Source organism: Burkholderia sp. LMG 13014, assembly GCF_905232215.1.
Classification (GTDB): domain Bacteria; phylum Pseudomonadota; class Gammaproteobacteria; order Burkholderiales; family Burkholderiaceae; genus Burkholderia.
On sequence record NZ_CAJNKE010000034.1, the window covers coordinates 1 to 14,320 of the forward strand.

Below are 14,320 nucleotides of genomic sequence, written 5' to 3' on the forward strand. Positions count from 1 at the left end.
TCGCGCGTGCCGAGCAGCATCGACACGAGGCTCAGGCACAGCACGCCGATCGCGACCGTCGAGCCGCGCCCGATCACGTGCTCGAAGGTCAGCTCGGGATGCTGCATCGCGCCGTAGGTCGCGAGGCCGATCGTGTAGCCGGCCACCACGGTACCCGACGCACGGAAGTGCCGCAGCAGCGTCATGCCCGCGACGCAGACGCCGAGCCAGAACGCGAAGCCGAGGATGAACAGCAGCGGCTGCTGCGCGAAGCAGCCCATCAGCACGAACGCGACGACCATCCCCGCGATCGTGCCGACCACGCGCCACACGCCCTTGCCGATCACGGCGCCCTGGACGGGGTTGATCACGAGCAGCACCGTCGACGCCGCCGAGTATGGGGTTTCCAGTTCGAGCAGGTACGCGACGCCGAGCGCGAGCGCGGCGGCGATGACCGAGCGCGCGACATACGCGCCACGCGGCGTGAAAATGTCGATGCGCGCGATCAACGCCGCGGCCGCGCGGGTCAGGCGGCTGGGCGGCGCGACGGCGCGCGTCTGGTCTGCTGCGTCATGCACTGCGCTCGCTCCGTGAGAAAGGACGAAGCCAGTCTACGGTCGAGCCATGGATGCGGAACAGTGACGTCTTTGCACTCGACGAGTGCGCGCCACGCATGCGTCATGCGTGCGCCGGATGCAGTGCCGGCTGGCCGGTGCACAGCCCGCGCACGACACGCCGCAACCACTGGTGCGCGGGGTCGCTCTGGAAGCGCGGATGCCACGCCTGCGTGATCAGCACGGTTTCGAGCGGTACCGGCAGTTCGAAGGTGCGCACGCCGAGCCCGGCCTGCACCGCGCCGCGCGCGAGATGCTCGGGCAGCGGCAGGATCAGGTCCGACGCCTGCAGTGCGAAGATCGCCGCATACGGCGTCGGCACGACGAGCAGCACGTGCCGCGCGAGCCCGCGTGCGGCGAGCGCGTCGTCGATCGGCCCCGCCGACTTGCCGCGCCGCGATACGCCGATATGCGGCCAGCGCGCGAACTGCTCGGGCGTGATGTCGTCGTCGAAGATCGGATGGTCGTGGCGCGCGAGACCGACGAAGGTCGTCGTGAACAGCGGCTGCACGCGAATCTCCGGCCCGAGGCGGCGCGACGCGCTGATGAACAGGTCGATGCGGCCGCTGCGCAATGCGTCGTCGTCGATGTCGTCTTCCTCGGGCATCAGGCGCAGCATCGCGCGCGGCATCCGGCGTGCCATCTCGTCGAGCAGGCCGCTGCTGTGCAGGCCGACGAAAATGTCGTTCGCACGCACGTTGAACTGCTTGTCGAGCGTGCCGAGATCGGTTTCCGCGGACGGGGCGAGCAATTGCGACGCGCGCTCCACGGTGTCGCGGACGACGTCGCGCAGTTCGAGCGCGCGCGGCGTCGGTACCATCTTGCGGCCGGCCTGCACGAAGATCGGGTCGCCGACCGTTTCGCGGATGCGCGCGAGCGTGCGGCTCATCGCGGGCGGGCTGAGGTTCATGCGGCGTGCGGCGCCGACGACGCTGCCTTCTTCGAGCAGTGCGTCGAGCGCAATCAGCAGGTTCAGATCGGGTGCCATCGGCTTCTCCGTTTCATCGCGTGCACACCACGCAACGGTCGTGCGTGGTGCGCGCGCAGCGTGACTGCAGCGTACGCAACGATGGCGCGCGACATCACGCGTGACGCACGCATCGGTGGTGCTATTGCCCGGCGCCGGCATCGGGTGGCAGCGAGTGGACGGCGGCAAACGCGCCGGGTTTCGGCGCCTGCGCGTCATGGTCGCCCGCCGGGCAGGCAAGGCACGCCGGACTTCATGGAAATCTCGTGCATCGATGTGCCGCCGTTGTCAGCAAAAGGGACGCGGTGCCGCGTCGAATGCATTCCCCTGGGCGGCGAAACCGGAAATTCGCAATGCGTCGGTGTGAATGATCCAATCATAGGATGATTGGATTATTCGAATCTTACATGATGCAAGGCCGGCCGCAAGTGTGGCCCGGTTGTTGGGGGGGCACCCGCAAGCGGGCGCGCCGGGATCGATCCGCGCCGGACAGGCTGCGTGACGTGATCGCGGCCGTCGCCGCGTCGCGCGGGGCGGGCCTGTCAGCCGGCGGGCGTCTCGTGGGTCTCGTGCGTCTCGAGCCAGGTCATCTGCGGTTTGAGGATCGCAAGGGTCGCGCGAACCGCCTTGTTCTCGTCGCGCTGCTCGATCGCGTCGAGCAATGCCTGGTGCGCCTGCAGGTCGGGTTCGGGAATCGCGGCCTTGTCGAGCTCGACGAGGACGTCCTCGACGTTCGCGAGGATCGACCCCGAAAAGTAGCGATACAACGCTTCGAGCGCGTGATTGTGCGAGGCGGCGGCCACGGCGATGTGAAACGCGCGGTCGCGCTCGACGAACTTCTTCACGTCGCGCGACGCTTCGCGCTCGCCGCGCGCTTTCAGCAGCTTGCGCAGCGTCGCGAGATCCGCGTCGGTGCGCCGGCGCGCCGCATAGCGCGCGCACTCCGTTTCGAGCATGCATTGCAGCTCGAGATGGTCGCCGCGCGCGGCGCGATCGACGTTGCGCATCGTGTCGGCCGGATCGACATTGCGCCGCACATAGGTGCCGTCGCCCTGGCGCACGTCGAGCACGCCGGAATACGCGAGCGTGCGAACGGCCTCGCGCACCGTGTTGCGCCCGACCTCGAGCTGTTTCGCGAGATCGAGCTCGGTCGGAATGCGCTGACCGACTTGCCAGATGCCGGACGTGATATTGGATTTGAGGATTTCGATTGCCGATTCGACGAGCGAGTGTCGGGTGGCCGGGGGCAGGCTTGACATTGCGTGTTTCGCTTGAAACTGGAGGGTGTCGCTATCCTATCATCCGATCATTCGCGTTGATCGTTCAGGATAACGATATTCAAGCGTGACATTTTGTTACCGCCAGGCGAATAAACCTGCGGCCGATCGATGCGCGCCGCACATTCGTCGATTGCGTCCACCGGCATTTACCCGCGCCGCGTCGGCGTAAATGATTCCCATTCGCTGTTCAGTCGAGGTCGCCGTTGCATGAGCGGCCCGTCTCCCTACTCAACGGCGCGGCGTATCCGCCGACGTCCGTCTCCGCTTTCCGGATAACCCGAGATGAATCAATCACACACCGGCCGCCGTGCTCGGCCAGGATTCCCGTTGCCGCGCGCGGCGTTGCGGCGCGTGCCGGGCTGGGCGGCCGCACTGGCCTGTACGGCCACGATGCCGGTTGCCGCTGCGGCGCAGGATGCGCCGGACGCGGGCGAGCCCGCGAATGCGCCGATGCTCGCGCCGATCGTCGTCGACGGGCGACGCGAGACGGGCGTCGGCCCCGTGCAGGGCATCGCGGCCGATGTGTCGGGCGCGGGCACCAAGACCGACACGGCGATCGTCGAAGTGCCGCAGGGCCTGTCGGTCGTCACGCGCGAACAGATGGACCGGCAGGACGTGCACAGCGTCGGCGACAGCCTGCGCTACACGCCGGGCGCCTACGCGGACTCGCGCCCCGGCGGCGTGCTCGAGAGCGTGTTCCTGCGCGGCTTCGGCGGCTTCGCGGCAGCGGCGATCAATCCGCAGATGCTCGATGGCCTGCCGCTGCCGAAAGGCGTGAACTGGGCCGCGAGCGTTGTCGATCCGTGGACGCTCGAACGCATCGACGTGTTGCGCGGCCCGGCGTCGGTGCTGTACGGGCAGGCGAGCCCCGGCGGCATCGTCGACATGGTCAGCAAGCGGCCGACCCGCGACGCGCAGCACCTGCTCGCCGTGCAGACCGGCAACCGCGATCGCGGGCAGCTTGCATTCGACTTCAGCGGGCCCGTGACGCAGGACGGTACATGGCGCTACCGGATCGACGGCCTCGCGCGCCGTGCGGACGAGCAAATCGACTACTCGCGGCAGCAGCGGATCGTCGTCGCGCCGTCGCTGACGTGGCAGCCGAATGCCGATACGAGGTTCACGCTGCTGGGTTCGTTCCAGCGCGATCCGCACAACAACTTCGCGGGCTGGCTGCCGGCCCTCGGTACGCTTTGGCCGGATGCGGGGCGGCGGATTCCGACGCATTTCTTTCCGGGCCTGCCGGGCTTCGACACGTATGACCGCACGCAAGCGACGATCGGCTATGCGTTCGAGCATCGTTTCAACTCGACGTGGAAGGTCCGGCAGAACGTGCGCTATACGCACCTCGATGTCGACTTCGCGGGCGCGGCCGTTAATTTCATCGCGCCGTACCTTTCGCCGGGTGTGCTGAACCGGTCGCTGTCGTGGTCGCGCGAGCATGTGAACCATCTCGCGCTCGACAACCAGGCCGAGATGCGTGTAATGACGGGGCCGGTCGAGCATACGGTGCTGGCCGGGCTGTCGTATGAGCATGCGGTGGCGAACCTCGCCGGATCGGGTTTTGGCGCGGCGCCGCCGCTCGATACGCGGGCGCCCGATTACGGGCAGCCGTATGCGGTGCCGCCGGTCGCGCAGCAGACGCGCCAGACGCCTGACCGGATCGGCGTTTATCTGCAGGATCAGGTGCGCTGGGATCGGTGGGTCTTTACGCTCGGCGGGCGTGAGGAGTGGTCGCGTACCACGACCGACGACCTGCTGCGGTCCGCGAGCGTGCGGCAGAGTACACGGGCGTTCACGGGGCGCGCGGGGGCGGTTTATCTGTTCGATAGCGGTTTTGCGCCGTACCTGGGCTATTCGACTTCGTTCGAGCCGGCGCTCGGCACGCGCTTCGATGGCCAGCCGTTCACGCCGACGAAGGCGAAGCAGTTCGAGGTCGGGTTGCGCTATCAGTCGCCGGATCGGTTGCAGAACGCATCGATCGCTGCGTTTGATATTCGCCAGCGCAATGTCCTGACCGCCGATCCCGAGCATCCGTTCTTCAGCGTGCAGACCGGGGAGGTGCGATCGCGCGGGATCGAGCTGGAAGGGCGCGCGCGAGTGTGGAAGCAACTGGATGTGATTGCTGCGTACACGTATCTCGATACGACGGTGCAGGCCGATACGGATTCGACCGTCGTCGGCAAGCGCGTGGCGGCGGTGCCGCGGCATCTCGCGTCGATGTGGCTGGACTATGCGGTTGAGCGACCGGGGTTGCGCGGGTTGAGGGTGGGTGGGGGCGTGCGATATGTCGGGCGCAGTGCGGGCGACAACGTCAATACATTCGATGTACCGGCTGTCGTGCTGTTCGATCTCGGGCTGTCGTATGACCTGGGTGTCGAGCGGCCCGCGTGGAAGGGATGGCGGGTCGCGGCGCATGTGAACAACCTGTTCGACCGGACTTATGTGTCGTCGTGTTTTTCGGCGGGTGGGTGCTTCTATGGCACGCGGTTGATGGTGACGGGGGATGTCAGTTATCGGTGGTGAGCGCACGCGAATGGGGCCGCTGCGATGCCGGTGCGGGTTGCGCGCGTGCGACTGGCCCGCCCGCGCCGCCGCCCGGATACACTGACGCCTTCGCCGTATGCGGCGCGGCAGCGTGGGCCGTCGGCTGCGGATTCGTGGAGAGATCACCCATGAGCATCGTCGTTCGTCGAAACCGGGTCGCCATTCGCCTGTGCCGGGTGCTGATCTCGGGCGCATTGATCGCTTCCGTCGTCGGCTGCGCGGCGACGGCGGTCGAAGACACGTCCATCGCGCCGGATCTGCATGAGACCGTCGTCAAGGTCCCGGTCGACGAAGGGGCGAGCACGCGGGACATCGTTGCCACCACCTACATGCCGGACGGCCCAGGGCCCTTTCCGCTGATCGTGCTGAGCCACGGCAGCCCGCCCGATCCGCGCGACCGGCCGAAGGTGCGCCGCTACCGCGCGTTGCCGCAGATCCGGACGTTCGTGCAACTCGGTTTCGCGGTCATCGTGCCGATCCGCCGCGGGTACGGGGCGACGGGCGGGGTCGATGAAGAGGATGCGGGTTCGTGCCGGCATCCCGATTACCTCGCTGCGGGCCAGCAGGCCGCGCGCGATGTACTCGCGGCCGTTCGGTATGCGCAGACGTTGCCGCAGGTGGATCGAAACCGCGTCGTGCTGGTCGGGCAATCGGCGGGTGGTTTTGCTTCGCTGGCGGCCGCTGGCTACGCGCCGCAAGGGGTGGTCGCGGTGGTGAACTTCTCGGGTGGGCGTGGGGGGAATCCGACGACTCATCCCGGCATGCCGTGCGATCCGAAGCAGATGGCCGACACGATCGGGCATTTCGCGGGCACGACGCGTGTGCCGGTGCTTTGGCATTACGTGCAGAACGACAAGTATTTCTCGCCGGAGGTGGTGGCGACGTGGTTTGCCGCGTTTCAGGGGGCGGGTGGGCGCGGGCAGATGGTTGTCGAGCCGCCGTTCGGCAAGAACGGGCACGGGATGTTCTCGGTCAAGGAGGCGATACCGATCTGGTTGCCGCACTTCGAGGCGTTTGTCGGGCCGTTGGTGGCGATGAAGTAGGTGAGCTGATTCGAGGGGGGCGAATCAGGCAGAAGGGGGCGGGCACGTGCCTGTTGTGATCGCCTGCCGCTGGTCGAACGACAGAGCGCGCTTGCGAGTCGCGGCTGCTGGCGTATCCGCATGGTCAAAGTAACCTTTTCCAAGCGCATGAGGACGCTAGCTCCCCGTGCGCCTGCGAACGGTACTTCAATGAGCGGTAGGGCTTGTGCCTTGTCTGAAAGGGCCTCGGTCAGAAAGATGAATCGAGGCCCTTGTTACCGGGTGTTTGCCGCGGCCGCTACCGACCCCAAGGCGACGGTCAGCTAACTCCAGAGCTGTCGTTCAGCCGACCCCCACCGCTTCGAAATTGAATGCTCCAAAGCGGCCGTTCTGGACTTCACCCAACCGGCCATCAACGGACGGTCATGCTTCAATTCAAGACCTGACCCCGCACGTCTGAGCATGACGAGCTCGCTCAGTGGCTGATGAAAGTGAATTTCATATGGCCAACCAAGTAAGCTTTTGTTCTTTTGAGATTTAGCTTTCCGAGCTCGACTTGAGCCAGTCAAGAATTGCCTTGGTTGTCTCTTCCGGCATTTCTTCCTGAATCCAGTGGCCGGTGTCGAAGCTGACAACTTCGACGTTTGGTACAAAGTCACTTAGGTTCGGAGACTTTGGTATCACGTCACGGTCGCCATAGATCATCAGTGCGGGATGCGAAACGATCGGATCAACATCCGTTAGGAGATGCCAGTTGCGGTCCAGATTTCGGTACCAGTTGATGCTGCCCGTGAAGCCAGAGACCTCAAACGCCGCGTCGAGGACCGACAGTTCGGCATCGGTCATGATCGGCTCTCCGGCAGCCGTCTCGGCATTTGCCAAATTGATCATGATCATTCCCGGCTTCGGAGGCTGTAGGGGCTCGTTTTTGCGGTAGAGATTTTGCAGGAACTGACGCCTGTTCTGATCCAGAATCGCATCGGCCACGCCGGGGTTCATGTTGGAATGCACCATGTAGTTGTCAGGCCCCAAGAAGCATTCGATCAACTCAACCCAAGGGACGTCCCCCCGTGCCTGATAGGGAAGCGCCAGCGCGATGACCTTGCGCACACGCTTTGGATGCAGCAGCGCCATGCCCCAGACGACATTGGCACCCCAGTCATGGCCAACGACGATCGCATCGTCGTATCCAAAGTGGTCAAGGAGAGCGACAAGGTCTCCGGTCAGATGTGCGAGGTCATACGCGATCACGTCCGTCGGTTGCGCAGAATTCCCATAACCGCGCTGGTTTGGAACGATGACGTGATAGCCAGCGGCCGCAAGCGCTGGCATTTGATGGCGCCAGGAATAGGCGTGCCCCGGCCAACCATGACACAGCACAATCGGGTTCCCTGCGTTTTCTTTTCCGGCTTCGAATACTTCCAATTCCACATCGTTGACCGAGATCATCGTGGGTTGGGGAAAGTCATTGGGGTCTAACATCTATCTTCCTTTTGTGTTTGGATGGGTGATCTGGCAGCTGCGCTACACATAACAACCTGTTGGTCAGAGGGGTCTTGCCGGACAACCAACTGGTGCCGACATTCGTAGCCTACGATGTAAAGGTGTCAAAATGTGACACCTTTTATCACGGAGCCCAGAGAATGAATGCTCGCCTACGACAAGACGCAATCGTGCGCAGTCTGCGCCGTACCGGATCATCAACCATTGCCGAGCTCGCAGAAAAGGTAGGCGCATCCCGCAGCACGTTGCTGCGCGACATCAGCGCTCTGCGTGAGCAAGGTTTTACTATTGATTCTGAACCGGGCCGCGGCGGAGGATTGCAGCTTGACCTGCGGTCTGTTCAGATCGCACCACGCCTGTCAGTCACCGAGGTTTTTGCGCTTTTGATCAGCGTAGCGTCTATGCGTGCAGCGGGAAATTTACCATTTTCAATCTTTGCTGATAGCGGACTCGCAAAGATCGAAAAGGGACTGCCCCCGGACAAAATTCGGGATTTGCGCCGTGTTTTGGACTGCCTCTATGTCGGAGAACTCGCACCACAGGTGGACCGAACCAATATCGGCGTGATGGACTCTGCTTTGCTTCCGGAATTCGAAGTGGCCTTTCTTCAGCGCCAGCATCTGTCGTTCAATTACCGCGATGCAAAAGGTCAAAGCAGTACACGTGTTGTGGAGCCGCAAGCGATGCTGGTCCTGCCCCCCCTTTGGTATCTGGTGGCCTGGGATCCTGCCCGTGGCGATTTTCGGCATTTCCGCATGGATCGGATCAAAGAGCCGCACTGTATTGAAGGAACGACGTTTCGAAAGCGGAAGGTCGTCTGGGCTGCTACCGGTTCGGTGGACACCGACCCAAGGAATCGGCCATGCAAATCCCATAACCCGTTGTCGTAGAACGACGTTTGGGTGAATTACGACGGTGTGTCGGACATGAAATAGCGGCAGCCCGACAGATCCCGCCACCGTCCAATCCAGACGGCGATAAACAAACACAAGTTGCGGCGTCAAGTCTTGAATTGAAGCACAACTCGCTTCGCTCATTGCTCTCTTCAGCGCCCTACGAATGCCCGCTTTCGGCGTGCCTACACGACCGTCCGTTGATGGCCGAACCCGGTCCGACACTTCCGGCTCAGTTCGACCCGCACCGGTCAGTCAAATTTCTACAAACCGGCCATTCGTTCAAGAGAACGAGCTAAAGCAGAAAATGGCGACTTTTATGCCAATCTCAGATCTTGCTGTCTGCGGTTTTCGATAATCTTGGTAAAGGCGCATCCGGCGCCGCCGTCCAGAAACTGACCCTGATGCTTGCGTGGCAATAGTTTCCGATGGCTTGAGCTAACGTTCGGCCGCATCCCTATGCCAACGATTCTTGCCAATCCGGTCGCGGCAGTCGAATGCCCGGTACTGACCGAATTTGCAACGTGAACATTACGCACGTAGAGTGTGATGGCAAAATTCCGTTGCCGTATCGACGCGTTCGACTGCCTATCGGCAGATCCACTGTCCTGTGACCCTGAACCGCTGGAGAACCGATGAGAATCCGTATTGCGACGGTGGCAGATGCATTGCCACTTGCTAATTCCGGGAAACATTTCTTTCGGAGGGGTACTGCATCGACTACCCGCTGAGCGATCTAATCAGGCATGAGGAAGAAAACTACTCGGTAACAACGATCACAGACCAGCTCACCAATCGCGAGAATCGCACCTGGGTGGTTGAGTGCGAGGACGGCGGATTGATTGGTTACGCGCATGTTGGGCCGTGCACGCTTCCGCACTCCGATGTTCCAGAGGGGGCGGCGGAAATATATCAAATCTACATTCGGCGCGGTGCGCAAGGAACGGGTGTTGGACGAAAGTTGTTTAACTCGGCACTTTCCTATCTGGCAGTGGAACGCCCCGGCGCGGTATGGCTCGGTGTATGGTCCGGTAACACGAAGGCCATTGCCTTCTACGAAAAGGCAGGTTTTAGCCTCGTTGGCACTTGCGATTTCAAGGTCGGCGAATCGACTGATTTACATCTGATCTATCGTTGTTGATTCGTGAGGCCGCGATCAACCGGCTGCGGCGGTCGACGATTGCGGTTCAAGGGGCGATTTTCGAACAGATCGTTGTGGAGCGCGAATGAGTAGGTGCGACGTTTCGAGCGGCTTCTGGGGCAACGATAGTCAATGATCCAAGCGGCATCGTTGACTGACCGCTTGTGGCCGGTCAGCGTCCCTTCGCTAACCGGCTTATCATCCTACACTTCGGTCTGCTCAGCCATTTCAAGTGCGTCATCCACCTCGATGCCGAGATAACGGACTGTGCTTTCCAGCTTCGTATGGCCAAGCAGCAACTGGACGGCCCGCAGGTTCTTGGTGCGACGATAGATCAACGATGCCTTGGTCCGGCGCATCGTGTGAGTACCGTAGGCAGTGTCGTCCAGGCCGATTGAGGCGATCCACCGATGAACCAGCCGGGCGTATTGTCGCGTCGACAAGTGTGGAGAGTCGTGAATTCTGCTCGGGAACAGAAAGTCGGTCGCATGCAGCCCCGCATGACTTATCCATGCTGCGACGCTATCGCGCGTCTGCTCGGTAATCTCGAACTGCACCGGCCGTTGCGTTTTCTGTTGCATGACCGTCGCGCGGTTGCCGATGCGCTCTCCGTGACAGACATCCCGCACTCGAAGCTTCGTTAGATCACAAGCCCGAAGCTTACTGTCGATGGCGAGATTGAACATGGCCAGATCCCGCGTACGGGACGAGAGCTGCAGCCGCACTCGGATCGCCCAAATTTCCTTGAGCTTTAGCGGCGGCTTCTGACCGGTCAACCTCCCTTTGTTCCACGGCACCCTCGACTGGCCGGTATTGACTAGCGTGCTCATAACAATCTCCTTTCAATTGAAGGGAGATCCAGTGTGCGTCCGAAGCAATGGGCGCTGGCCGACCTGGAAGAGACGCGCAGGATTCTCAACAACGGACACTCATCCAATACTCGTCAAACGTGCTGCAGCATGATCGCGCCGAACACCTCAAGGCAGGCACAGCAGCCTTTACGAAACTGCCTCTTGCGTCGTGAGGGCCGCCGCGACCGCGTTGCTCATCTCTTTGGTTTCGACTTTGCGCGTGCCGGCTGTCCAGATGTCGGCCGTGCGCATCCCTTGCGCGAGCACCCGCCTGACTGCCGTCTCGATGCGCTCGGCCTCATCGGGCAGGTTCAGCGAATGGCGCAGCATCGTTTCACCTGCAGTCGGACGAAGGTTCGAAAAAACAGGATCATCGATTCAAATTATTCACATATTCGGAGCCGCTGTGACTTGCTAACCTGAACGCCATCAATCCCGACAACAGGAGCACACGTGACCAAACCCTCATCTGATTTGCAAAAAGTCGCTCAATTCGCCCCGAAGCTTGCTCAGTTGAGTGAAGACGTTCTCTTCGGCGATGTCTGGCAGCGCCCGGCGCTTTCCCCGCGGGAGCGCAGCATCGCAACCGTCGCAGCCTTGACGGCCCTCTATCGTCCCGAGCAATTGCCGGGGCACCTGCAGAAAGCGATTACCAACGGAGTCACGAAGGACGAGTTGGGTGAGTTGTTCACGCACCTCGCGTTCTACGCCGGCTGGCCCGCCGCAGCATCTGCGGTGAATGCACTGGCCGCGCTGTCCGAGTAACGGAGAGATTCCAGATGCCATACTCACGAATTGCCTTACTTGCCGGAAAATCCGCCGACTGGTTGACGGCGATTTCAACGAGCCTACAGGATGCGCTTGAGCAAACGTTCGAGGTTCCGGCGGGGGATTGTTTTCAGGTCTTTCAGCAGTGCCAGCCGGGTGAACTGGTATATGACCGGGAATACTGTGGTGGGCCGCGTAGCAGCGATTTCGTCCTGATTCACATCACCGGTGGTCGCACCCGCAGCCGATCCTGTAAGGAGGCGTTCTACGCGAGACTCGTCGAACTGCTCGCTGTCAGCCCTGGCATTCCTCCCGAGGATGTCATGGTGATCATAAGTACAACCAGTGTGGAAGACTGGTCTTTTGGGCAAGGTCGAGCCGCATCTCTTCCGGTACAGTTGCGCCATGAGGAGGCGTCCACGCGACACTCGCAAGCCTGATGCATAAAGCGGCTGCGTCGTCCATGGTTATCGTTCCGTTGCGTTGGTTCGCGTCGGTATCGAAGCCATGGAACGACGCTCGAAACTTGGTTGTCGACTCGTCAATTTCGGCATCGTTTCCGAGGATTGTCGACGAAATGCGCGTCGCCGTCGAATGGCTCGTCATGGCCGACAAGCGCCCGACCGCCGGCCGAGATGCCGTCAAACATCCGTCCGCTCTGCCATCTCGAGGGCATCGCATGACCGTTCGTGGCCGGGAGCTACCCGATACGCCCGGCCGAGTAGCCGCCCCTTTGTTGGCGTACCAGTTGCGACCGGAACGCCCGAAGCCAACACCTGGCGGCAAGCTTGGGTTGCTGTAGCCGGTCTGCCTCATAGTGCTGCGCTAATCATGGCTCACTTGCTTAAGCCACGCGTTCAATTCACGCGTACGATCGCGTGTTCTGTCGATTTCGCAAGTCAGCAGATCAAGATTCCGATCCGCACCTGCCTCGTTTATCAGATACCAAGCGGCACACTCGGTACCGAGAAAACGGACCCATTGCCGCTGAGCCTCGACAAATTTCACCTTGAGTGCCGGATAGTTGACGTACTCGTCACGCGGCCGAGACATCGACTTCAAAACCTTTTGGTACGTGCGGTTCAATTCGTCGTCCGCTTGCTGAAATTCGTCCTGGCTCCGCTGCAGCAAGCACTCTGGCGCCACGCTATCCGATGCGCAACTCTGCGCTTGCGCTGCGGTGAACCACGAAAATGTCAGCGCCGTGGCGACGCCGAGCGCTGCGCGACGCGGGCCGGACGTCGATGCGCGGATATGCATTCCTGCTTCCATTCCTGTTTTTCCCGTTCATGCGGCGATTGGAGTCATTCCGGCGTCGATTACAGTCGACAGCGCCGACTGAAGCACATCTCGTTGATTTGCTTTCAACAAGCGCGACCAACTTTGGAAAGACCGATTGTCAACGAACTACACGGCCATGTCGACTGATCGCCCCTGGCCGACAGCCACCGATGGTGACCGTCGGAAACTGCCCCTTTCGAAACCTTCGCCGCACGATGACGTGCGGGACCTTCCAAACTGACTTCGGACGGCCAACGTACGCGTGGACTCATGTCAGTGCGGCGCCTGGTTGCTCTCCCGTCATTTTCTTGCCGGATTTCCTGGAGCACAGCCGCGAGGAACGGGGCGCGCGTTCACCCAACGATAGCCGGGCATCCGCCATCTGGTCGTGATCAAGCAGGCCGTCAGCGTCATCGGGACTCGCCCGCATTGAGGAAAGTGACCAGCGCCCCCATCGTTCGATCGGGCGCCTCGGACATCAGCCAATGGCCAGCCCCTTCGATCACTTCCCCTTGCACGTTCGCCGCCGTCACGCGAACCTGATCGATCGTGAAACGACCGGCGGCCTTCTGTCCGGTGAGGACGAGAACCGGCATCTGCAATGGCGTCTTCGCGAATTGCTGGAAATCCTGGATGTCCTGCGGAAAAGCATGGAACCATTCGAAGCCCGCGCGCATGCGGCCCGGTTGCGCGTAGATGCTCGTATAGAGCGCGCGATCCGCCTCCGACATCGAATGGTCGGGATTGGCCGCAAAGTCGTTCCAGAAATGATCGAGGTAAATTCGCTCGCGGCCCTGCACGAGCTTCAACGGCGTTTCGCCATAGAACGCGAAATGCCACTTTGCAGGCGAGTAATAGTATTGCTGCCAGTTACCGACACCCGGCAGGAACGAGTCCATCAGCACAAGGCGCCTGGCTTCGTCCCGGTACTGGGCGGCGTAGGCGTACGCCACCATGAGGCCGATGTCGTGTCCCACGACCTCGACGTCGCGAAAGCCGAGCGCCTGCACCAGCGCGTGAATGTCCTGGGCCATCGTCTTCTTGTCGTAACCGCCCGCAGGGATGTCCGACGCACCGGCGCCCGGCAGATCCGGCGCGATCACGACGTGATTCGTGGCCAGCTTGGGCATGAGCGGCAGCCACATGTGGCTCGTCTCGCCATAGCCGGCCAGCAGTACGATGGGCGTGCCGTTCCCGGTGCCCGCCTCCAGGTAGTGAAGCTTGATCCCGTTGACCGTCAGCGAGTGTTCCGTGACCACGGCGGGCGCCGCGTACGATTGAGCCTGAAAGGCCAGCAGGAAAGCCAACGCGGCACCAGCGCGCCGCAGCCAAAGCCCGAGTGATTGCATTGCCTGCTCCTCTCCTGGAACTCATTCAACGAAAAATTCGAGTGGGCCGGGAGCCCGCGTCGATATGGCGTGGACAGGTCTGCGTGACCGCACTCGAATGTTCGTGTCATTGTGTTGTGGCCGAG

The 14,320-nt window shown here is 61.9% G+C and carries 13 protein-coding genes and 1 pseudogene; 6 read left to right on the plus strand and 8 right to left on the minus strand.

Annotation, left to right across the window (positions count from 1 at the left end):
• The 3 genes from JYJ84_RS06965 to JYJ84_RS06975 form a co-directional block, all read right to left on the minus strand.
• Positions 1-557, minus strand: a 557-nt coding sequence (locus JYJ84_RS06965; RefSeq protein WP_205189144.1) for an FUSC family protein, incomplete at its 3' end; no start/stop codon positions are given.
• A gap of 100 nt (positions 558-657) precedes the next feature.
• Positions 658-1,581, minus strand: coding sequence for a LysR family transcriptional regulator (locus JYJ84_RS06970; protein ID WP_175221923.1), 924 nt, complete (start codon positions 1,579-1,581; stop codon positions 658-660).
• 521 nt (positions 1,582-2,102) lie between these two features.
• A complete protein-coding gene (locus tag JYJ84_RS06975; protein WP_122950441.1) occupies positions 2,103-2,819 on the minus strand; it encodes a FadR/GntR family transcriptional regulator in 717 nt (238 codons plus the stop codon).
• 303 nt (positions 2,820-3,122) lie between these two features.
• Between JYJ84_RS06975 and JYJ84_RS06980 the strand changes: the two genes are divergently transcribed.
• Complete coding sequence (locus JYJ84_RS06980) at positions 3,123-5,366, plus strand: TonB-dependent siderophore receptor (protein WP_236027641.1); 2,244 nt, start codon at positions 3,123-3,125, stop codon at positions 5,364-5,366.
• 149 nt (positions 5,367-5,515) lie between these two features.
• Positions 5,516-6,430 (plus strand): S9 family peptidase, encoded by a 915-nt coding sequence (locus JYJ84_RS06985; protein ID WP_205189145.1) that lies wholly within the window; start codon positions 5,516-5,518, stop codon positions 6,428-6,430.
• A gap of 516 nt (positions 6,431-6,946) precedes the next feature.
• On the opposite strand, the gene JYJ84_RS06990 is transcribed toward JYJ84_RS06985, so the two are convergent.
• Entirely contained in the window at positions 6,947-7,891 is a 945-nt protein-coding gene (locus JYJ84_RS06990) for an alpha/beta fold hydrolase (protein WP_175221922.1), read from the minus strand.
• Between the two features lie 161 nt (positions 7,892-8,052).
• Between JYJ84_RS06990 and JYJ84_RS06995 the strand changes: the two genes are divergently transcribed.
• Positions 8,053-8,802 (plus strand): YafY family protein, encoded by a 750-nt coding sequence (locus JYJ84_RS06995; RefSeq protein WP_174957753.1) that lies wholly within the window; start codon positions 8,053-8,055, stop codon positions 8,800-8,802.
• Positions 8,803-9,619: 817 nt separating this feature from the next.
• Entirely contained in the window at positions 9,620-9,946 is a 327-nt protein-coding gene (locus JYJ84_RS37625) for an N-acetyltransferase (protein WP_236027642.1), read from the plus strand.
• A gap of 203 nt (positions 9,947-10,149) precedes the next feature.
• Here JYJ84_RS37625 and JYJ84_RS07005 read toward each other — a convergent pair whose 3' ends face one another.
• Positions 10,150-10,776 carry a tyrosine-type recombinase/integrase gene (locus JYJ84_RS07005; RefSeq protein WP_175221921.1) on the minus strand — a complete coding sequence of 209 codons (627 nt, stop codon included), beginning with the start codon at positions 10,774-10,776 and terminating at the stop codon, positions 10,150-10,152.
• A 168-nt stretch (positions 10,777-10,944) separates the two neighbouring features.
• Positions 10,945-11,127 (minus strand): annotated as a pseudogene (locus JYJ84_RS07010) (isocitrate/isopropylmalate family dehydrogenase); the annotation flags it as partial.
• Between the two features lie 123 nt (positions 11,128-11,250).
• Between JYJ84_RS07010 and JYJ84_RS07015 the strand changes: the two are divergent.
• Positions 11,251-11,562 carry a carboxymuconolactone decarboxylase family protein gene (locus JYJ84_RS07015; protein WP_059858386.1) on the plus strand — a complete coding sequence of 104 codons (312 nt, stop codon included), beginning with the start codon at positions 11,251-11,253 and terminating at the stop codon, positions 11,560-11,562.
• Positions 11,563-11,576: 14 nt separating this feature from the next.
• Positions 11,577-12,005, plus strand: coding sequence for a tautomerase family protein (locus JYJ84_RS07020; RefSeq protein WP_122950445.1), 429 nt, complete (start codon positions 11,577-11,579; stop codon positions 12,003-12,005).
• 385 nt (positions 12,006-12,390) lie between these two features.
• Here the strand turns inward: JYJ84_RS07020 and JYJ84_RS07025 are convergent, their stop codons facing one another.
• A complete protein-coding gene (locus JYJ84_RS07025) occupies positions 12,391-12,837 on the minus strand; it encodes a lysozyme inhibitor LprI family protein (RefSeq protein ID WP_175221919.1) in 447 nt (148 codons plus the stop codon).
• A gap of 419 nt (positions 12,838-13,256) precedes the next feature.
• Positions 13,257-14,195: an alpha/beta fold hydrolase gene (locus JYJ84_RS07030; RefSeq protein WP_122950449.1), complete on the minus strand. Its 939-nt coding sequence runs from the start codon at positions 14,193-14,195 to the stop codon at positions 13,257-13,259.
• Between the last annotated feature and the right edge of the window lie 125 nt (positions 14,196-14,320).